Source organism: Geodermatophilus sp. URMC 63 (assembly GCF_053502565.1).
Genome location: NZ_CP199956.1, coordinates 3,767,461 through 3,785,689 on the forward strand (window position 1 = coordinate 3,767,461; position 18,229 = coordinate 3,785,689).

The window sequence follows — 18,229 nt, forward strand, 5'->3', positions numbered from 1 at the left end:
CCTGCGGACGGTCCCCGGGGACGACGCGGCCCCGTGGTCGGGGACCACGGGGCCGCGTCTCCGGTCGCGTGTCGGCGCGCCGCCGGGCGGTCGCGTGCTCAGCGGCGGGCGGCGAGCGCCACGATCTCGTGCGCCGACTCGAGGGTCGGGGCCGCGGCGAGGGCGCGGGCGATCTCGCGGTCGTCGCGGCGGCGGGCGCGGGTGGCGCGGGCGTGGGTGAGGGCGGTGCGCAGGCGGGTCATGGCGGTCCTCCGGGACGTCGGACGACGGCGACGGCCGTGTCCGGCCCTCGCCGGCGGACCCGTCGGTGCGACGCCGATCGCGGCTCTCACCTGCTGGGTCTGCATCTCCAACCATCCTCCCGACCGCATGGTTCGTCAAGCGAACCCAGCGTGACCTACGCTGCGTCGGTGACCGCCGCCACGCCGCCCGGGGAGTACGACCGGTCCCGCTGCTCGGTCGCCGGCACCCTGGCGGTGGTGGGGGAGAAGTGGAGCCTCCTGGTACTGCGGGAGGCGTTCCTCGGCGTGCGCCGCTTCGCCGACCTGCAGCGGGCGCTCGGCGCGCCGAGGGCGGTGCTCACCGACCGGCTGAACTCCCTGGTCGCCTCCGGCCTGCTGGTGCGGGTGCCCTACCGCGCCGAGGGCGAGCGGCAGCGGCACGAGTACCGGCTCACCGACAAGGGCCGCGACCTCCACCCCGCGCTGGTCGCGCTGATGCAGTGGGGCGACCGGTGGCTGGCCGACGACGGGGCCCCGCCGCTGGAGCTGACGCACCGCGACTGCGGGGAGCCGGTGTCGCTGGCGCTGCGCTGCGCGGCCGGGCACGACCTCGCCGGCCCGCGGGAGGTCGCGGCGGTGCCGACCGCACGGGCGAGCGTACGGCCCGCTGGGACGGCCGACACACCTGCGGGTTAGCGTCGGCGGCGCCGGCTGCCGCTGCGACCCGGGAGGTCCCCCTGCCCAGCACCGTGATCCCCGGCGGCGCTAGCGCGCCCGAGCTCCGGGCCCACCTCGCCGTCCCGCCCGTGGGGGAGGGGCCCTGGCCCGGCGTGGTCGTCGTCCACGAGGTCTTCGGCCTGACCGACGACGTCCGCCAGCACGCCGACCGGCTGGCCGCCGCCGGCTACCTCGCGCTCGCCCCGGACCTGTTCAGCGCCGGCGGGGCGGGGCGCTGCCTGCGCACGACGTTCCGGGCCCTCTCCCGCGGGGAGGGCCCGGCCTTCGGCGACCTGGAGGCGGCCCGGCGCCTGCTCGCCGGGCGCGCCGACTGCACCGGCCGGGTCGGGGTGCTCGGCTTCTGCATGGGCGGGAAGTTCGCGCTGTACGGCGCCACCCGCGGCTTCGACGTCTCGGCGCCCAACTACGGCCCGCTGCCCGCGGACCTGGAGGAGGTGCTGCGCGGCGCCTGCCCGGTGGTGGCCAGCTACGGCCGCCGCGACGTCGCGCTGAAGGGAGCGGCCGACCGGCTGGAGGCCGCCCTGACCTCCCTGGGCGTGGACCACGACGTGCGGGAGTACTCGGACGCCGGGCACTCCTTCCTCAACCGGCACAGCGCGGGGCCGTTCTCCCCGCTCGAGCGGCTCGCCGGTCTGTCCTTCCACGAACCCTCGGCCGAGGACGCCTGGGGGCGGATCCTGCGCTTCTTCGACCGGCACCTGCGGAGCACGGCGTGAGCGGCCCGCTGGACGGGCTGCGGGTGGTCGAGCTCGGCGGCATCGGCCCCGGACCGCACGCGGCGATGGTGCTGGCCGACCTCGGCGCCGACGTCGTCCGCGTGGAGCGGCCCTCCGGGGGGCTGAGCGTGGGCGCGGGCGGCCCGGACGCGGTGATGCGCGGGCGGCGCTCCGTGGCCGCCGACGTCAAGACGCCCGGGGGGCGCGACCTCGTCCTGGGCCTGGTCGAGCGGGCCGACGTGCTGGTCGACGTCTTCCGCCCCGGTGTGGCCGAGCGGCTGGGCCTCGGTCCCGAGGAGTGCCTGTCCCGCAACCCCGGCCTCGTCTACGCGCGGATGACCGGGTGGGGGCAGGACGGCCCGTGGGCCGACCGCGTCGGCCACGACGTCAACTACCTGGGCCTGACCGGCACGCTGGCCGCCCTGGGGCGCCCCGGTGAGGCGCCGCGCTTCCCGATGAACCTCGTCGCCGACTACGGCGGCGGCTCGATGCTCGTGCTCGTCGGCGTCCTCGCGGCGCTGCACGAGCGGTCGCGGTCGGGCCGCGGGCAGGTGGTGGACGCCGCGATGGTCGACGGCGTGGCGCTGATCTCCCAGCTGATGTGGTCGCTGCGTGGCCAGGGGCTGTGGTCGGACCACCCGGGCACCAACCTGCTCGACGGCGGCGCCCCCTTCTACGACGTCTACCGCTGCGCCGACGGCCGCTTCGTCGCGGTCGGGGCGCTGGAGCCGCAGTTCTACGCCGCGCTGCTGGAGGGCCTCGGGCTTCCCGACGCCGGCCTGCCCGCCCAGCACGACCGGGCCGGCTGGCCGCGCCTGCGCGAGGCCTTCACGGCGGCGTTCGCCGCGCGGCCGCGGGAGCACTGGGAGGCGGTGTTCGACGGCAGCGACGCCTGCGTGACCCCGGTGCTCGAGCCGGCGGAGGCCGCGGCGCACCCGCACCTGGCCGCCCGCGGCACGCTCGTGGACGTCGACGGCGTGCTGCAGGCCGCGCCGGCACCCCGGTTCTCGCGGACGCCGGTCGGCCCGCCCGCGTCCGTCCCGCCCGGCCCGGCCGACGCGACGGCGGTGCTGGAGGAGTGGTCGCGCCCCCGCTGACCGGGGACGCACAGGCACCGCGGCGCCGCCGCGGAGGAGGAGGCATCCGTGTCCGACGACAGCGTGCTGGTGGAGCGGCGGGGCGCCGTCCAGGTGATCACCATCAACCGGCCGCAGGCGAAGAACGCCCTCGACGCGGCGGTGGCCCGGGGGGTGGCTGACGCCGTCGACGAGCTCGACGCCGAAGGCGAGCTGCGCGCCGGCGTGCTCACCGGGGCGGGCGGCACCTTCTCCGCCGGCATGGACCTCAAGGCGTTCCTGCGCGGCGAGCGGCCCTCGGTCGAGGGCCGCGGGCTGTGCGGGATCACCCAGACCCCGCCGCGCAAGCCGCTGCTGGCCGCGGTCGAGGGCTGGGCGCTGGCCGGCGGGTTCGAGCTGGTGCTGGCCTGCGACCTCGTCGTCGCCGGGCGCTCGGCCCGCTTCGGGGTGCCCGAGGTGACCCGCTCGCTGGTGGCCGCGGCCGGCGCCGCGCTGTTCCTGCCGCGCCGGATCCCACAGGCGGTCGCGATGGAGATGCTGCTGACCGGCCAGCCGATGGACGCCGAGCGCGCCGCCGCGGTCGGCCTGGTCAACCGGGTGGTCGACGAGGGCGGGGCGCTCGACGCCGCCGTCGAGCTGGCCGGGGTGATCGCCGCGAACGGCCCGCTGGCGGTCGCGGCGACCAAGCAGATCGCCCGGAACACCGCCGACTGGACCGCCGAGGAGGGCTGGTCGCGGCAGCAGGAGCTGATCGACCCGGTCTTCTCCTCCGAGGACGCCCGCGAGGGCGCCACCGCCTTCGCCGAGCGCCGCCCGCCGGTGTGGCGGGGCCGCTGACCCGCACCACCCCCCGGGACCGACCCGGTCGAGGGGCCGGCGCCACGGCGCCCCGACCGGTCCCCCCGGCCGTCGCGACCGGCGGGTTAGTGTGCGGACGGGCCCCGGTGTGCTGGGCGCCACAGTCGAGCGTGAGGAGCGGGACGTGCGGGACGCGGTGATCGTGGAGGCGGTGCGCACGCCGGTGGGCAAGCGCAACGGCGGGCTGTCGGGGGTGCACCCGGTCGACCTGTCGGCGCACGTGCTGACCTCGCTGGCGGAGCGGGTGGGGCTGGACCCGGCTGAGGTCGACGACGTGGTCTGGGGCTGCGTGTCCCAGGTGGGCGAGCAGACCTTCGACATCGCCCGGACGGCCGTGCTGGCGGCCGGGTGGCCGGAGGCGGTGACCGGGGTGACCGTCGACCGGCAGTGCGGGTCGTCGCAGCAGTCGGTGCACTTCGCGGCGGCCGGGCTGGTGTCGGGGCAGTACGACGTCGTCGTGGCCGGCGGTGTGGAGTCGATGTCGAGGGTGCCGATGGGCACCGCCAAGGCCGGCGCCGACCCCTTCGGCGACCGGTTCCGGCAGCGCTACGGCGGCGTGCACATCAACCAGGGCGTCGGCGCGGAGATGATCGCCGAGCGCTGGGGGCTGTCGCGCCAGCAGTGCGACGAGTACTCCGTGGCCAGCCACGAGAAGGCCGCCGCCGCGCGGGCCGAGGGCCGCTTCGACGCCCAGATCGCGCCGGTGACCACGCCCGACGGCACGGTCGTCAGCCAGGACGAGGGCATCCGCGAGTCCACCGTGGAGAAGCTCGGCACGCTCAAGACGGTGTTCAAGGAGGACGGCGTCATCCACGCCGGCAACTCCTCGCAGATCTCCGACGGGTCGGCCGGGCTGCTGATGACCACCAGCGAGAAGGCCGCCGAGCTGGGCCTGAGGCCCATCGCGCGGGTGCACACCGCGGTGCTCGCCGGCGCCGACCCGGTGATCATGCTGACCGCGCCGATCCCGGCGACGCAGAAGGCGCTGGCGAAGTCCGGGCTGTCGATCGACGAGATCGGCGCGTTCGAGGTCAACGAGGCCTTCGCCCCGGTGCCGCTGGCCTGGCTGGCCGAGCTCGGCGCCGACGCCAAGGCGCTCAACCCCAACGGCGGCGCGATCGCGCTGGGCCACCCGCTGGGCGGCTCGGGTGCGCGGATCATGACCACGCTCGTGCACCACATGCGCGACAACGGCATCCGCTACGGGCTGCAGACGATGTGCGAGGGCGGCGGCCAGGCCAACGCCACCATCCTCGAGCTGCTCTGAGAGCCGGTCCCAGGACTCCGCCGCACGGGGAGTCCTGGGACCGGACCGCGCATCGGGTGCGCTACTTCAGCGTGGCGAGCTGGATCAGGTTGCCGCAGGTGTCGTCGAGGACGGCGGTGACCACCGGCCCCAGGTCGGTGGCGTCCTGGGTGAACTGCACGCCCAGCCCCTTGAGCCGCTCGACCTCGGCGTACACGTCGTCGACGGCGAACTGGGTGAACGGGATGCCGTCGGCGACCAGGGCCTCCTTGAACGGGCCCGCCGCCGGGTGGCCGTCGGGCTCCAGCAGGAGCTCGACGCCGTCGGGGTCGGCGGGGGAGACCACGGTGAGCCAGCGGTACTCACCGGCCGGCACGTCGGTCTTCGGGGTGAAGCCCAGCTTCTCGGTGTAGAAGGCGAGCGCCTTGGCCTGGTCGTCGACGAACACGCTGGTCATGGCGATGCGGATCACGGGTTCGGTCCCTCTCGGTCGATCGGCCACCGCTCGACGATCGAGCGCAGCGGGCTCGTGTCGAGGTGGTGGAACTTGTACCGGCCCTGCCGCCGGGTGTGCACCAGGCCGGCCTGCTCGAGCACCGCGAGGTGCTGGGAGACGGCCTGGCGCGAGGAGGCCAGGCCGTGCCTCACCGTCAGCCGGCCGCAGATCTCGAACAGCGTCTGACCGTCCCTCTCGGTCAGCTCGTCGAGGATGGTGCGCCGCGTCACGTCGCCGATGGCCCGGTACAGGTCGGCGTCCGCGTCCACGGGCCCAGTCATAGGCAAGTCATCACTTGCCTGTCAAGGGGGTGTCGCACGGCCGCCGCTGCCGGGGCCGCCGGCCGGGGCGGTCGCGGGCCCCGTTACGTTCGCCGGTCGTGAGCGCGCCGGCAGGGGACACGGCAGGGGACACGGCCGTGGACGGCACGCGGCAGCCGACGGTGACCGACGTCCTCACGCTCGAGGAGATCGACCGCGACCTCTACCGCAGCACCCTGCTGTTCACCGACCCGCTCCCGCTCTACGGCGGTCAGGTCGCCGCGCAGGCGCTGCTGGCCGCCGGTCGCACCGTGGCCCCCGACCGGCTGCCGCACTCGCTGCACGGCTACTTCCTGCGCAGCGGGGACGCCGCCCGGCCCACCGTCTTCCACGTCGACCGCGACCGCGACGGCGGCTCCTTCTCCGCCCGCCGGGTGGTGGCGGTGCAGGGCGGGGAGGTGGTGCTGTCGATGTCGGCGTCCTTCCAGGCGCCCGGCGCCGGGCCCGACGTCCAGGTGGCCGGCGCACCCGCGGCGCAGGCGCCGGAGGACTGCCCGCCGCTGACGCTGCCGCGGCTGTTCTCCGTGGAGAGCCGCCGACCGGCCCAGCCGTACGCGACGGCCGCGATGCCGACCCGGTTCTGGGCGCGGACGACGGTGCCGCTGCCCGACGACCCGCTGCTGCACGCCTGCGCGCTGACCTACCTCTCCGACATCGGCACCGGACTGTCGGCGCTGCCGCAGGACGAGGCGGCCCCGGGGCCGACGCTGGACCACGCGCTGTGGTTCCACCGCCCCGCCCGGCTCGACGAGTGAGTGCTCGTGGACCTCGTGCCGGCCACGGTCTCGGGCGGGCGCGGCTGGTACACCGGGTCCCTCACCACCCGCGACGGCGTCCTGGCCGCGAGCCTCACCCAGGAGACGCTGTTCCGGCCCGGCCTCAACCCCTTCCGCCCCGGGCGCTGACCGGCCGGTGCGGCGTGCGCGCCCTCCCCTAGAGTGTGGCCACGCTCACAGGTGCGCCTGCACGCCAGGACTCTCCGTCACGCCGCCGGAGGGGAGGAGGCGCCGCCAGGGCGTGCTCCGGGCGGCCGGTCGGGCCCGTCGGGTGTCCCGGCGGGAACCGGGGAACCCGGGCGGAGCCCCGGCCGGAGGATCGACCAGGATGGGGGACCGGCGAGGGGGAGGACGGACACGTGGCCAAGCACCGGGCGCCTGAGGGCGGTCCCACGGACTTCGACGCGGCGACGACCGCGCTGGTCGACGTCACCGGCGACTACACCATCGACGTGGCGCACACCCGGATCGGCATCCGGGCGCGGCACGCCATGGTGACGACGGTGCGCGGCGCGTTCACCGACTTCGCCGGCGAGGCGCACCTGGACGTGCTGCGCCCCGAGGCCAGCCGGGTCACCATCCGCATCCGGACGGCGAGCATCGACACCGGTCAGGCCGACCGCGACGCGCACCTGCGCTCGCCGGACTTCCTCGACGTCGAGCGCTACCCCGAGATCGTGTTCCGCTCCACCGGCGTCGAGCAGGTCGAGGACGACACCTACGAGGTGTCCGGCGACCTCACCATCCGCGACATGACGCGGCCGGTGACGGTGGAGTTCACCCTCACCGGCTCGGCGAAGGACCCCTTCGGCAACACCCGCGTCGGCTTCGAGGGAGCGCTGGCGATCAAGCGCAGCGACTGGGGCCTGACCTGGAACACCCCGCTCGACACCGGCGGCGTGCTGGTCAGCGACCGCATCCAGGTCGAGTTCGACGTCTCGGTGATCCGCAGCGCCTGACCGGCCGGGCCGGCCTCGTCCCGTGTCGCCGTGTCCCCACCTCGCCGTGTCCCCGTGCCGACATGTCCCCGTGTCGCCGTGTCCCCGAGCCGAGGTGTCTCCGTGTCGACCTGTCGCCGCGTCGACGTGTCGGCGTCCCCGGCGCGCGACGAGGTGGGGCGGTGGTGAGCGGTCAGGAGCGGCGGCGCTCCTGGTCGGCGTAGGTCTCCAGCAGCCGCCGCGCGCCGGCGCCGCCGGGACCCTCCTGCTCCAGCGCCGCGGTGAACGACGGCAGCTTGGCCTCGCCGGCCGGGAACGGCGGCAGCAGCGGGACGTCGGCGTCGGTGAGCACCTCGAGCACGACCGGCCGGTCGGCCGCCAGCGCGCGGTCCCACGCGCCGCCGAGCTCGCCGGGCTCGGTCACCCGGATCCCGGTCAGCCCCAGCAGCTCGGCGTACCCGGCGAACGGGAACTCCGGCAGTGACTGGCTCTCGTCGAAGCGCGGGTCGCCCTCCATCTCCCGCTGCTCCCAGGTCACCTCGGCCAGGTCGCGGTTGACCAGCACGCAGACGACGAACCGCGGGTCGGCCCACGACCGCCAGCGGTGCGCCACGGTCACCAGTTCCGCGTTGCCCAGCATCTGCATGGCGCCGTCGCCGGACAGCGCCACCACCGGGCGGTGCGGCGCGGCCAGCTTGGCCGCCAGCCCGTAGGGCACCGAGCAGCCCATCGAGGCCAGCGTGCTCGACAGGTGCGCCGGCACCGCGCGCGGCAGCCGCAGCTGGCGGGCGTACCAGTAGGTGACCGACCCCACGTCGACGGCGACCTGTGCGTCGGCCGGCAGCCGCGGGGTCAGCTCGGCGACGACGCGTTCGGGGTTCACCGGGTCGGCCGGCGTCGCCGCGCGCTCGGCGGCCAGCTCGTGCCACGACCGGACGGCGTCCTCGACCTCCCCCGCCAGGTCCCGTCGGCCGGCGGGGACAGCAGCGGCAGCAGCGCGCGCAGCGTCCCGGCGGCGTCCCCGTGCAGCGCCACCTCCACCGGGTAGCGGTCGCCGAGGTGGCGGCCGTCGAGGTCGACCTGCACCGCCCGCGCCTGGCCGGGCGGCGGGTAGAACTCCGTCCACGGGTCCTTGGTCCCCACCAGCAGCAGCGTGTCGCAGCCGCCGAGCACGGTGGCGCTCGCCGTCGTCCCGAGGTGCCCCATGACCCCCGCCGACAGCGGGTGCGACTCGTCGGCCCAGGGCTTGCCCAGCAGGCTGGTGGCGATCCCGGCCCCGAGTCGCTCGGCGACGGCGACCACCTCGTCCCAGGCGTCCCGGGCGCCCTGCCCGACCAGCAGCGCCGGACGCCGTCCCGACGACAGCACCGCCGCGGCCGCGCGCAGGTCCTCCTCGTGCGGCAGCACCCGCGCCGGGCGCCACGTCGGGGCGGTGACGACGACGCCGTGCTCCTGCCCCGGCTCGGGCGCCGGCGCCTGCTGGACGTCGTGCGGCAGGACGACGACGGCGGGTGACCGGGTGGCCAGCGCGGCCCGGAACGCCCGGTCGAGCACCATCGGCAGCTGCTCGGGGGAGCTCACGGTCGCGGCGAACTGGGCAGCGACGTCCTTGACCAGGGTCTGCAGGTCGATCTCCTGCTGGTACTGCGAGCCGAGCACCGAGCGCTCCTGCTGTCCCATGAGCGCCACCACCGGGACGCCGTCGAGCTTGGCGTCGTACAGCCCGGTGAGCAGGTGCACCGCGCCGGGCCCCTGGGTGGAGGTGACGACGCCGACCCCGCCGGTGTACTTGGCGTGCCCGACGGCCATGAACGCCGCGGCCTCCTCGTGGCGGGCCTGCACGAACTCCGGCTCCCCGGCCCGGCGCAGCGCGCCCATCAGCGCGTTGATGCCGTCGCCGGAGTAGCCGAACACGCGGGGCACACCCCACGCCCGCAGCCGCTCCACCACGAGGTCCGCCGTCACCCGGTCGCCCATGCCCGGGCGGGTACCCGCCCGGGCGGGCACGACCCGTCAGCCGGGCCGGACGACGTCGTAGCGCACGCAGGCGAACTCGCCGTTCCGGGCGACCTCGCGGGTGCGCAGCTCCACCCGCGCCGGCAGCAGCGGCGCCCCGCCGCCGAGGGTGACCGGCGCGATGGAGACGACGACCTCGTCCAGCAGGCCGGCCCCGGCGAACTGCGCGGCCACCGGCCCACCGCCGACGACCCAGACGTCGAGGTCGCCGGCCGCCGCCACCAGGTCGCCGTGCACGGCCAGCAGCTCCTCGCGGGTGTCGGCGGCGGTGAACCGGATGTCGGCGTCGGGGAAGGGGGTCAGCTGCCGGTGGGTGAGCACCCAGGCGGGGCGGGAACGGTCCCAGGCGTCGGGCCCGCCGTTGTCCTGGACCCAGCGGTAGGTGGTGGCGCCCATGACCACCGCCCCGATGCCCTTGACGAAGGGCTCGAAGCCCATGGCGCCCTCCTGGTCGCTCTCCCGCGACAGCAGCCAGGACAGCGAGTTGTCGCGGTCGGCGACGAAGCCGTCGAGCGAGGTGGCGGTGTAGTACACGGTGCGGGTCATCGGTCCCTCCGGGAGTACCACTCGATGGGGTCGCCGGCGTCGACGGCGACGCCGGCCTCGCGCATCCAGTGCCGCGCCAGCAGGCGGCGGTGCGCGGAGAACGTGAGGACGTGCGCGACGACGCTGGCGAGCACGAAGCTCTCCGGCGGCTCGCACAGCGCGTCGACCAGCCGGTCGTTCCAGGCGCCGCGCCGGGCGATGCCGCGCACCGCCGCCAGCCACCGCGGGGCGACCGCGTCGTGCCGGTCGACCAGCGCGGCCGGGTCGTCGGGGCCGTGGGCGGGGGTGTCGGCGCCCTCGATGGAGGCCACCCACACCTCGAGGGTCCAGACCTGGTGGTCGAGCACGGCGGCCAGCGACTCCTCGGGGCCGTCCCACGACAGCACGGTCAGGCCGGGTGAGCGCACCCGCCGGTACTCGGCCGCGGGCAGCCCCTTGGCCAGCTCCAGCAGGGCCCGGGTGTCCTCGACGCCGTGGTGCACCAGCAGCGCGGTCACCTCGTCGCCGCCGCGCCGCACCGGCTCGTCGCTGACCCACAGCGACGACGGTGGGTGGAAGTGGATGCCGTTGGGCGCGGGCAGCCAGTGCTCGTCGCGGGTGTGCGGCCGGCCGGCGTCGTCGGTCCCGAGGCTGCCGGGGGTGCGGCCGTAGGCGCGCGCGAAGGCCCGGCTGAAGCCCTCGACGGACTCGTAGCCGGCGGCGAAGGCCGTCTCGGTGACGCTCGCGCCCTGGCGCAGCTGCCAGGCCGCCCGCTCGAGGACGACGCGGCGGCGCAGCGCCACGGGGGCCTCGCCGGCGCCGCCCGACACCTGCCGGGTGAAGTGGAACGGCGAGGCGAAGGCGTCGCCGGCCATGTCGGCCAGCGACCGGTTGTCCTCGTCGAGGACGGCGTCGAGCAGCTCGCGCAGCCGGTCGCGGCCGGGGAGGGGAGCGGTCACCGCGCCAGTCTGGCGAGCCGGGCGGCCGTGCGGCCCGACCGTTCTTGCGCTCCTCAGCCGCCGGCCCACGCCCGCTGGACCGACCGGCGGCAGCGACCGAGGTCGTCGCCGGCGGCCACCAGCAGCGCGACGGCCGTGCCGGTGGCCAGCGGCGCCAGGACCCCTGCGGGCGGCACGCCCTGCACCACGCGCGCGCCGCGGCGCGGACCGGCCGCGACCTGACCACGCCGGTGACCCTGCTGCCGGTGGCGGCACTGGGCGAGCCGGACCTGCTGGTCGAGGTGGAGGCGATCGCCGTCCTCGACCGAGGGGCGCGCGGCGGGGTGTCGGTCGCGCACGACCGGGTAGCCCGGAGGGCGGTCGCCGGGGACGGCGGCCGCCCTCCGAGACCGGCGCGCACGGCCCGCCGCGCCTCGCCCGTCTGCTCCCCGGAGGACCCCCCGTGCCACCCCGCGCCGCGGCCGACGCCGCACCCCGGACCGCGACCGGAGAGCCGGAGGCCTTCCGGCCCGACCCCAAGAGGTGGCAGGCGCTGTCGGTCACGCTCGTCGTCGGCTTCATGACCCTGCTCGACGTCAGCATCGTGTCGGTGGCCCTGCCCTCGCTGCAGTCCGACCTCGGCGCGGCGCCGTCGACCGTGCAGTGGGTCGTGTCCGGGTACGCGCTCACCTTCGGCCTGATGCTGGTGCCCGCCGGCCGGCTCGGCGACGCCTTCGGCCGGCGGCGGCTGTTCCTCATCGGCCTGGCCGGGTTCGTCCTCTGCAGCGCGGCGGCGGGCGCGGCGCCGTCGGCCGGCTGGCTGATCGTCGCCCGCCTCGCGCAGGGGCTGGCCGCCGGGTGCCTGGCACCGCAGAACTCCGCGCTCATCCAGCAGCTGTTCCGGGGCGCCGAGCGCGGGCGCGCGTTCGGCCTCTTCGGCGCCACGGTGGGGATCTCCACCGCCGTCGGCCCGGTCGCCGGCGGGGCCATCCTCGGCCTGGCGTCGGGCCCGGACGGCTGGCGCTGGCTGTTCTACGTCAACGTGCCCATCGGCGTCGTCGCGTTCCTGCTCGCGCTGCGGCTGCTGCCCCGCGGCGGCTCCGGCGGCCGTGGGCGGATCGACGTCGTCGGGGTCCTGCTGCTCGGCGCCGGCGCGCTGGCGGTGCTGTACCCGCTCGTGCAGGCGGAGTCCGGCGGACTGTCGCAGCTGTGGTGGCTGTTCGTCGTGGGCGCCGTGCTGCTGGGCGTCTTCTTCGGCTGGGAGCGGCGGGTCGTGGCCCGCGACGGGCAGCCGGTGTTCGACCCGCGGCTGGTCACCCGGACCCGCGGCTACGGCATCGGCGCGGCGCTGGGCACCGTCTACTTCGTCGGCTTCAGCGGCATCTGGCTGGTGTTCGCGTTGTTCTTCCAGACCGGCCTGGGTTACACCCCGCTGCAGTCGGGCCTGGCCGTGACGCCGTTCGCGCTCGGCTCGGCGACGGCGGCCGTCGTCGCCGGGCGGCTGGTCGAGCGGTACGGCAGGCGGCTGACCGTCCTCGGCCTGACCGGCGTCGTCCTCGGGCTCGCCGCGACCGCCGTCGTGCTGCTGCTGGTGCCGCCGTCGTCGGCCGGCTGGGCGATCGCGCCGTCGCTCCTGCTCGGCGGCATCGGCGGCGGGTTCGTCATCTCGCCCAACATCACGATGACCCTGCGCGAGGTGCCGGTGGCGATGGCCGGGTCGGCCGGCGGCGGCCTGCAGACCGCCCAGCGCTTCGGCGCCTCGGTGGGCACCGCCGCCCTGCCCGGCCTCTTCTACCTGGTGCTGGCCGCGACCGGCGACGACTACCCGGTGGCCGCCGCGGCGGGCCTGTCGGTCTCGGTGCTCGGCGCCCTGGCGGCGCTGGTGCTGGCCGTCGTCGACCTGCGGCGCGAGCGGCGCCGGGACCGGGAGCCGCCGCCGGAGGCGGCCGCGGACGGCGCCCCGGTGCCCGACGAGCGGCACGGCCCCGACGGCGTGCACAGCCACGGGCACGCCTGGCACGGCTGACCTGCGGGGACCGGTCCGGCGCAGGACCGGGGCTCGCGGCCGCGCACGGCACGTGCACGTGCCGCGGTCCCGGAGCGCACCGATCCGCGGTACGTGCACACGGTGCTGACCTGCGGGGACCGGTCCGACCGCGCAGGATCGGGGCATGGCGCAACTGACGGTGGCGGTGCTCGGCGCGGGGACGATGGGCGCGGGGATGGTGACCTCGCTGCGGCGGGCCGGCCTGCCCGTGCGGGTGTGGAACCGCGACCCCGCCAAGGCGCAGGCGCTCACGGGGACCGGTGCGCAGGCCGCCGCGACACCGGCCGAGGCGGCCGACGGCGCCGACGTCGTCCTCACCATGCTGCTCGACGCCGACGCGGTGGTCGACGTCGTCACCCAGGCGTCCCCGGCGGCGGGGACGACGTGGCTGCAGTGCTCGACGGTGGGCGTGGAGGGCGCCGACCGCACCGTGGCGGCCGCCCGCGACCTCGGCCTGCTCCTCGTCGACTGCCCCGTCCTCGGCACCAAGGAGCCGGCTGCGAAGGGGGCGCTGACCCTGCTGGCCTCCGGACCCGAGGAGGCCCGCGACCGGCTGGCGCCGGTGTTCGACGCGCTGGGCTCGAAGACGGTGTGGCTGGGCGAGGCCGGCGCCGGCAGCCGGCTGAAGATGGCCTGCAACTCGTGGCTGTTCGCGCTCACCACCGGCACCGCCCAGGCGATCGCGCTGACCCGCGGCCTGGGGCTGGACCCGCAGCGCTTCCTCGACGCCATCGAGGGCGGCCCGGTCGACTCGCCCTACGCCCACGTCAAGGGCGGGCTGATGATCGCCGGTGACTACCCACCCAGCTTCGCGCTCGGCGGCGCGGCCAAGGACGCCCGGCTCATCCGCGCGGCGCTGCAGGGCGCCGGCGTGTCCGACCGGCTCACCGCCGCGGTCCTGGCGACGATGGAGGCCGCCGCCGAGCGGGTGGGCGACCCGGCCGCGGTCGACATGGCCGCCGTCCTCGAGGGCCTCACCGGCTCCGGCGACTGAGGGCGCGGGCCCGGCGGCGGGCCTCCCGCAGCGGCTCCGGCGTCCGGACGGCGGCAGTCGTCGCCAGGACGACGGCGACCGCCGTCGCGGCGTCGGTGCGCCACCCGGCCGAGGCCACCACCGGCCGGACGCCGGGCACCACGCGGACCGCCCGCGCGACCTCCTCGCCGTCGAGAAGCAGCGGCGCGGTGTCGCCGCGGGCCGGCCCGGGCTCCCCGCCCGTCGCGGCCAGCGGGCGGTCGGTGACCCCGACGCTCGGCAGGTCCAGCGCGGCACCCAGGTGCAGCGCCAGGCCGGCCCGGCGCGGGTGGTCGCGGCCGGCGGCGGCCAGCAGCAGGACGTCGGGTCGGCGGCCGAGCGCGCCGACCGCCCCGGCCAGCAGCGGCCCCTCCCGCAGCGCCAGCAGCCCCGGCTCGTAGGGGTCGCCGGCGTTCCCGGGCACGACGGCGGCGGCGAGGGCGTCGTCCCCGCGGACGAGCACGGCCGCGGCCGCCAGCCGCCCGTCCGGCCCCGGGACGGCCGCGGCCGCGGCGAGGAGCAGCGGGCCGCCGGGCAGGTGCCAGGGGGACGGCTCCCGCGCGGCCAGCCGGTCCTGCTCGGCGCGCAGGGCCGCGGCGTCGGCCGGCCAGCCCGGAGCGGTCCCCACGGGACCACCCTGCCCCTCCGGGCCCGACCCGCCCGGACGGGAGGGGAACGCGTGCCCGGCGTCGCGGCGGGTACGCGGGGGCCGTGGCGAACTCCCAGGACGGTCCCGAACTGCACCCGGTCACCCGCGAGCTCGCGGAGGGCCCCAACTACGCGGCGATCAGCACCCTGCTGCCGAGCGGACGCATCCAGACGCAGTACATCTGGGTGGGCACCGACGGGCAGCGGCTCTACGTCAACACCGAGACCGGGCGGCGCAAGTTCGAGAACCTGCAGCGCGACGCCCGCGTCACCCTGGCCATCCGCGACGAGAGCAACCCCTACCGCTTCGCCGAGGTACGCGGCCGCGTGGCCGAGACCTCCACCGGCCCCGACGCCCGCGCGCAGATCGACGAGCTGTCGCAGAAGTACGACGGCCGGCCCTACCCGCCGGAGAACATCACGACCGAGCGGGCCACCATCTGGATCGAGCCCGAGCGGCAGGTCGTCTCGGGCTAGCCGCCGCCCCGGTACGAGCCACCTCGGCCCCGACCCTGCCCGGCCGCCGCGCCTGATCCGGCCGCGCGCGGGTAGGCCCGGGGCATGGACACGGGGCGCACCGACTCCGCCGACGGGCCCCGTGAGGGCCGGCTGCAGCTCCGCGACGGCCGGACCCTGGCCTACGCCGAGTGGGGCGACCCCGACGGCCGGCCGGTGCTGGGCTGCCACGGGTCGCCGAGCTCCCGGCTGGAGCGCCACGTCGACGACCCCGGCGCCTACCGGCGCTGGGGGGTGCGGCTGATCGTCCCCGACCGGCCCGGCTTCGGCCGCTCCGACCCGCAGCCGGGCCGGGCGGTGACCGACTGGCCCGCCGACGTCGTCCAGCTGCTCGACTCCCTGGGCGTCGACCGGTTCGCCACCCTGAGCCTCTCCGGCGGCGCGGCCTACGCGCTGGCGTGCGCGCACGCGCTGCCCGACCGGGTGCACACGGTCGGCGTCCTCGGCGGGGCCCCGCCGCCGGACGTGCCGTGGCCGTGGCCGGGCTGGCTGCACGGCCCGCTGCGCGCGGCCACGCACCGGCCCGCCCCGGCGGCGACCGCGCTGCTGCGGCCGGTGTTCGCGCCGCTCGCCGTCCGCCCCGGGCTCATCCCGCGCTACCTGCAGGTGCGGCTCAACCCCGCCGACCGCCGGGTGATCGGCCGCCCCGCCGTCCGCCGGGTGCTGGCCACGACCTTCACCGAGGGCCTGCGCCAGGGCACCGCGGTGCTGGCCGAGGACCGGGCGCTGCTGTTCCGGCCGTGGGGCTTCCCGGTCGGCGAGGTGCGCCAGCCCGTGCACGTCTGGCACGGCACCCAGGACTGGCAGGTGCCGGTGGCGCTGGGCCGGGTGCTGGCGGCGATGCTGCCGCGGGTCTCGGCGCACTGGTACCCCGGCGAGGGGCACTTCCTGGTCTTCGACCACGCGCGCGAGGTCTACGCGGCGCTCGCGCCGTGAGTGCCGCGCGGGGGATCGGGTAGCCGCGCGGCATGTCTCCCGACCAGCGCGGCACCAGCACCGTGCCGCCCACCTACGTCAACGCCAACCGGCTCTGGGTCGACAGCCGGGTCCGCTACGAGATCGGCCGCCGCGTGGAGGGGCGGGTGCTGCAACGGCTGGGCGCGCGCGGCACCCGCTGCGTCGAGATCGGCACCGGGCGCCGTGGGCTGGGCGCGCGGTGCGCCGTCGAGCTGTTCGGCGCGACGTCGGTGACCGCCTTCGACGTGCACCCGGCGTCGGTCGGCCGGGCGCGGATGGCCTGCGCCGACCTCGGCGACCGGGTCACCTTCCGGGTCGGCGACGCCACCGCCCTGCCGGTGGACGACAGCAGCGTCGACCTCGTCGTCGACTTCCACGCACTGCACCACATCGAGGACTGGCGCGCCGCGGTGGCCGAGGCCGCGCGGGTCCTGCAGCCGGGCGGGCTGCTGGCGCTCACCGAGATGACCGCCCGCTTCGTCGACGCCCCGTTGCTGCGCGCGGTGTCCCGGCACCCCGCCGACCGCTTCGGCACCGACGAGCTGGTCGCCGAGCTGCGCCGCGCCGGCTTCGACGTCCCGACCGGCCGGTTGCGGCGGGCCGCCGGTGACCGGTGGGTCCAGGCCGTCGCCACCCGCAGGTGAGCCCCGCCCCCGCTGCCGGCGGGGTCGTGCGCGGTGCGCTCGCCCTGCTGCGCCGGCACGCACTGCGCGTCTACGCGGCGTCCCTGGCGATCACGCTGGTCAACACCGTCCCCGACGTGGCGCGCCAGCTGCTGGTGTACCGCGACCCGAGCCTCCTCGACGCGCTGCTGGTCGACGTCGTCGGCTTCGCCACCGGCCTGCTCGCGCAGGTCTGGCTCACCGGCGCGCTGACCGACGTGCCGCACACCGGCCGGGTCCGCACCGCCGGCGCCTTCGCCCGCGGGTTCGCGACGGCGCTGCGGGCGGTGCGCACCTCCCCGGCGGCGGTGCTCGCCGGTGTCGTCCTCGGCGGCGGGGTGTCGGCGCTGATCACCCTGCCGCCGTCGATCGCCGCCCTGGGGGCCGACGGCGTGCTCGGCCCGCTCGACGCCCCGTCGGCGGCGGCGTTCACCGTCGCCACGGTGAGCGACGCCGTGGCCAGCTGGGTGACGCTGCCGTTCCTGGCGCTGGTGCTCGTGCTCACCGCCGGTTCGACCAGGGAGTCCGCGGGCAAGGGCCGGGCGTGAGCAGCAGCGAGTGGGACGGGACCCGCAAGACGGTCGGGTCGCTGTCGATCTGGATCGGTACGGCAGCACTGTTCGCGCCGCGGTGGATCGCCGGCGCGCTGGGGGTGCGGCCCGACGCCGCCCGCGGCGACGTCGCGCTGCCGCTGCTGGTGCGGCTCGGCGCGGCCCGCAACATCGCCATGGGCGCCGCCCTCCTCGCAACGCCGGCCCCGCAGGCCCGGCGCACCACCGAGGTGACGCTGCTGCTCACCGCGCTGGACGCAGCCGCGGTGTGGACCTCCCGCGCCGAGGGCGACGTGGCCCGGCGCAGCGCCGTCCTGTCCGGGATCGTGCTCGCGCTGGCCTCCTACGGCGCCGCCCGCTGGCACCGCCGCTGAGCTACCGCCAGGCGAAGACCGGCTGCTCGAGGTGGGCCACGCGGGTGTGCAGCCCGCGGCAGACCACCTGGCAGAACTGGTACACCACCGCCGCGGTGGGGGCGTGCACCCAGCCGCCGAGCAGCGGCAGCCGGATGACCGGGGCGTCGGACTCCGGGATGGACACCAGCACCGGGTCGACGTCGAGGTCGGCCACCGGCACCTGGTAGGCCGCGGCCACCTCCGCCTCGGCCGGCGCCAGCTCCCCGGTGGCGCCGGCCCAGACGACCACCGGGGTCATCACGTAGCCGGAGCGGGTCACGTAGTCGTCGAGCAGGCCCAGGACGTCGTCGGGCCCGCGCACCAGGCCGACCTCCTCCTCCAGCTCGCGCAGCGCCGCCTGCACCGGCGTCTCGCCCGGATCGAGCCGGCCGCCCGGCAGCGCCCACTGGCCGGCGTGCGCCCGCAGCCCGGCCGCCCGGCGGGTGACCAGCAGCGCCGTGACGCCGTCGGTGCAGGTGATGCAGACGGCGACGGCGGCCGCCTTGAGCTCGGGCCGGTCGGCCGCGCGCCGCGGGAGGTCCCGCAGCCGCGCGACCACCGTCTCCCGGGTCAGCAC

25 protein-coding genes are annotated in these 18,229 nt (G+C 76.8%); 15 read left to right on the top strand and 10 right to left on the bottom strand.

The window, feature by feature from the left end:
* Positions 1-98: 98 nt before the first annotated feature.
* Entirely contained in the window at positions 99-242 is a 144-nt protein-coding gene (locus ACWIZO_RS18430) for a hypothetical protein (RefSeq protein WP_448639099.1), read from the bottom strand.
* 168 nt (positions 243-410) lie between these two features.
* Between ACWIZO_RS18430 and ACWIZO_RS18435 the strand changes: the two genes are divergently transcribed.
* The 5 genes from ACWIZO_RS18435 (at position 411) to ACWIZO_RS18455 (ending at position 4,876) form a co-directional block, all read left to right on the top strand.
* On the top strand, positions 411-917 hold the full coding sequence (locus ACWIZO_RS18435) for a winged helix-turn-helix transcriptional regulator (protein WP_448639100.1): 507 nt from the start codon (positions 411-413) through the stop codon (positions 915-917).
* Between the two features lie 53 nt (positions 918-970).
* Positions 971-1,675 (top strand): dienelactone hydrolase family protein, encoded by a 705-nt coding sequence (locus tag ACWIZO_RS18440; protein WP_448639101.1) that lies wholly within the window; start codon positions 971-973, stop codon positions 1,673-1,675.
* The gene (locus tag ACWIZO_RS18445) at positions 1,672-2,772 is read left to right on the top strand and encodes a CaiB/BaiF CoA transferase family protein (protein ID WP_448639102.1); all 1,101 of its coding nucleotides are present in this window, start codon (positions 1,672-1,674) and stop codon (positions 2,770-2,772) included. Before ACWIZO_RS18440 ends, ACWIZO_RS18445 begins: the two co-directional genes overlap by 4 nt.
* A gap of 48 nt (positions 2,773-2,820) precedes the next feature.
* Positions 2,821-3,588: a crotonase/enoyl-CoA hydratase family protein gene (locus ACWIZO_RS18450; protein ID WP_448639103.1), complete on the top strand. Its 768-nt coding sequence runs from the start codon at positions 2,821-2,823 to the stop codon at positions 3,586-3,588.
* A 145-nt stretch (positions 3,589-3,733) separates the two neighbouring features.
* Positions 3,734-4,876: a thiolase family protein gene (locus ACWIZO_RS18455; RefSeq protein WP_448639104.1), complete on the top strand. Its 1,143-nt coding sequence runs from the start codon at positions 3,734-3,736 to the stop codon at positions 4,874-4,876.
* Between the two features lie 61 nt (positions 4,877-4,937).
* Here ACWIZO_RS18455 and ACWIZO_RS18460 read toward each other — a convergent pair whose 3' ends face one another.
* Both ACWIZO_RS18460 and ACWIZO_RS18465 read right to left on the bottom strand, forming a co-directional pair.
* The gene (locus tag ACWIZO_RS18460) at positions 4,938-5,327 is read right to left on the bottom strand and encodes a VOC family protein (RefSeq protein ID WP_448639105.1); all 390 of its coding nucleotides are present in this window, start codon (positions 5,325-5,327) and stop codon (positions 4,938-4,940) included.
* The gene (locus tag ACWIZO_RS18465) at positions 5,324-5,620 is read right to left on the bottom strand and encodes an ArsR/SmtB family transcription factor (RefSeq protein ID WP_448639106.1); all 297 of its coding nucleotides are present in this window, start codon (positions 5,618-5,620) and stop codon (positions 5,324-5,326) included. Before ACWIZO_RS18465 ends, ACWIZO_RS18460 begins: the two co-directional genes overlap by 4 nt.
* A gap of 149 nt (positions 5,621-5,769) precedes the next feature.
* On the opposite strand from ACWIZO_RS18465, the gene ACWIZO_RS18470 reads away from it, so the two are divergent.
* From ACWIZO_RS18470 to ACWIZO_RS18480, 3 genes are all read left to right on the top strand, one after another.
* Positions 5,770-6,426, top strand: a complete 657-nt coding sequence (locus ACWIZO_RS18470) for an acyl-CoA thioesterase (protein WP_448639107.1) — start codon at positions 5,770-5,772, stop codon at positions 6,424-6,426.
* Between the two features lie 6 nt (positions 6,427-6,432).
* Positions 6,433-6,576 (top strand): hypothetical protein, encoded by a 144-nt coding sequence (locus tag ACWIZO_RS18475; RefSeq protein WP_448639108.1) that lies wholly within the window; start codon positions 6,433-6,435, stop codon positions 6,574-6,576.
* Between the two features lie 230 nt (positions 6,577-6,806).
* Positions 6,807-7,406: a YceI family protein gene (locus ACWIZO_RS18480; RefSeq protein WP_448639109.1), complete on the top strand. Its 600-nt coding sequence runs from the start codon at positions 6,807-6,809 to the stop codon at positions 7,404-7,406.
* Positions 7,407-7,578: 172 nt separating this feature from the next.
* On the opposite strand, the gene ACWIZO_RS18485 is transcribed toward ACWIZO_RS18480, so the two are convergent.
* The 5 genes from ACWIZO_RS18485 to ACWIZO_RS18505 are packed head-to-tail and all read right to left on the bottom strand — an operon-like array spanning position 7,579 to position 11,223.
* Positions 7,579-8,268 (bottom strand): thiamine pyrophosphate-dependent enzyme, encoded by a 690-nt coding sequence (locus ACWIZO_RS18485; protein ID WP_448639110.1) that lies wholly within the window; start codon positions 8,266-8,268, stop codon positions 7,579-7,581.
* On the bottom strand, positions 8,265-9,362 hold the full coding sequence (locus ACWIZO_RS18490) for a thiamine pyrophosphate-binding protein (RefSeq protein ID WP_448639111.1): 1,098 nt from the start codon (positions 9,360-9,362) through the stop codon (positions 8,265-8,267). Before ACWIZO_RS18490 ends, ACWIZO_RS18485 begins: the two co-directional genes overlap by 4 nt.
* A gap of 36 nt (positions 9,363-9,398) precedes the next feature.
* Positions 9,399-9,947 carry a dihydrofolate reductase family protein gene (locus tag ACWIZO_RS18495; protein WP_448639112.1) on the bottom strand — a complete coding sequence of 183 codons (549 nt, stop codon included), beginning with the start codon at positions 9,945-9,947 and terminating at the stop codon, positions 9,399-9,401.
* A complete protein-coding gene (locus tag ACWIZO_RS18500) occupies positions 9,944-10,885 on the bottom strand; it encodes a helix-turn-helix domain-containing protein (protein WP_448639113.1) in 942 nt (313 codons plus the stop codon). The genes ACWIZO_RS18495 and ACWIZO_RS18500 overlap by 4 nt, the downstream gene beginning before the upstream one ends.
* Positions 10,886-10,938: 53 nt before the next feature.
* Entirely contained in the window at positions 10,939-11,223 is a 285-nt protein-coding gene (locus ACWIZO_RS18505; RefSeq protein WP_448639114.1) for a hypothetical protein, read from the bottom strand.
* 104 nt (positions 11,224-11,327) lie between these two features.
* On the opposite strand from ACWIZO_RS18505, the gene ACWIZO_RS18510 reads away from it, so the two are divergent.
* Positions 11,328-12,890, top strand: a complete 1,563-nt coding sequence (locus ACWIZO_RS18510; RefSeq protein WP_448639115.1) for an MFS transporter — start codon at positions 11,328-11,330, stop codon at positions 12,888-12,890.
* Positions 12,891-13,035: 145 nt separating this feature from the next.
* A complete protein-coding gene (locus ACWIZO_RS18515) occupies positions 13,036-13,905 on the top strand; it encodes an NAD(P)-dependent oxidoreductase (RefSeq protein WP_448639116.1) in 870 nt (289 codons plus the stop codon).
* Here ACWIZO_RS18515 and ACWIZO_RS18520 read toward each other — a convergent pair.
* Positions 13,886-14,551: an endonuclease V gene (locus ACWIZO_RS18520; protein WP_448639117.1), complete on the bottom strand. Its 666-nt coding sequence runs from the start codon at positions 14,549-14,551 to the stop codon at positions 13,886-13,888. The genes ACWIZO_RS18515 and ACWIZO_RS18520 overlap by 20 nt on opposite strands.
* 83 nt (positions 14,552-14,634) lie before the next feature.
* Here ACWIZO_RS18520 and ACWIZO_RS18525 point away from each other — a divergent pair, with 83 nt between their 5' ends.
* The 5 genes from ACWIZO_RS18525 (at position 14,635) to ACWIZO_RS18545 (ending at position 17,631) form a co-directional block, all read left to right on the top strand.
* Positions 14,635-15,048, top strand: coding sequence for a PPOX class F420-dependent oxidoreductase (locus ACWIZO_RS18525; protein ID WP_448639118.1), 414 nt, complete (start codon positions 14,635-14,637; stop codon positions 15,046-15,048).
* An 84-nt stretch (positions 15,049-15,132) separates the two neighbouring features.
* The gene (locus ACWIZO_RS18530) at positions 15,133-16,023 is read left to right on the top strand and encodes an alpha/beta fold hydrolase (RefSeq protein WP_448639119.1); all 891 of its coding nucleotides are present in this window, start codon (positions 15,133-15,135) and stop codon (positions 16,021-16,023) included.
* Between the two features lie 32 nt (positions 16,024-16,055).
* Positions 16,056-16,688, top strand: coding sequence for a class I SAM-dependent methyltransferase (locus tag ACWIZO_RS18535; RefSeq protein WP_448639120.1), 633 nt, complete (start codon positions 16,056-16,058; stop codon positions 16,686-16,688).
* A complete protein-coding gene (locus tag ACWIZO_RS18540) occupies positions 16,685-17,254 on the top strand; it encodes a hypothetical protein (RefSeq protein WP_448639121.1) in 570 nt (189 codons plus the stop codon). The genes ACWIZO_RS18535 and ACWIZO_RS18540 overlap by 4 nt, the downstream gene beginning before the upstream one ends.
* Positions 17,251-17,631, top strand: a complete 381-nt coding sequence (locus ACWIZO_RS18545) for a DUF4267 domain-containing protein (RefSeq protein ID WP_448639122.1) — start codon at positions 17,251-17,253, stop codon at positions 17,629-17,631. Before ACWIZO_RS18540 ends, ACWIZO_RS18545 begins: the two co-directional genes overlap by 4 nt.
* Before the next feature lies 1 nt (position 17,632).
* Here ACWIZO_RS18545 and ACWIZO_RS18550 read toward each other — a convergent pair whose 3' ends face one another.
* The gene (locus ACWIZO_RS18550; protein WP_448639123.1) at positions 17,633-18,229 is read right to left on the bottom strand and encodes an NUDIX hydrolase; all 597 of its coding nucleotides are present in this window, start codon (positions 18,227-18,229) and stop codon (positions 17,633-17,635) included.

Bases quoted from the DNA above. Each gene is read 5' to 3' on its own strand.
- ACWIZO_RS18490 (WP_448639111.1), bottom strand. From the start codon at position 9,362: ATGGGCGACCGGGTGACGGCGGACCTCGTGGTGGAGCGGCTGCGGGCG.
- ACWIZO_RS18430 (WP_448639099.1), bottom strand. From the start codon at position 242: ATGACCCGCCTGCGCACCGCCCTCACCCACGCCCGCGCCACCCGCGCC.
- ACWIZO_RS18535 (WP_448639120.1), top strand. From the start codon at position 16,056: ATGTCTCCCGACCAGCGCGGCACCAGCACCGTGCCGCCCACCTACGTC.
- ACWIZO_RS18495 (WP_448639112.1), bottom strand. From the start codon at position 9,947: ATGACCCGCACCGTGTACTACACCGCCACCTCGCTCGACGGCTTCGTC.
- ACWIZO_RS18530 (WP_448639119.1), top strand. From the start codon at position 15,133: ATGGACACGGGGCGCACCGACTCCGCCGACGGGCCCCGTGAGGGCCGG.
- ACWIZO_RS18515 (WP_448639116.1), top strand. From the start codon at position 13,036: ATGGCGCAACTGACGGTGGCGGTGCTCGGCGCGGGGACGATGGGCGCG.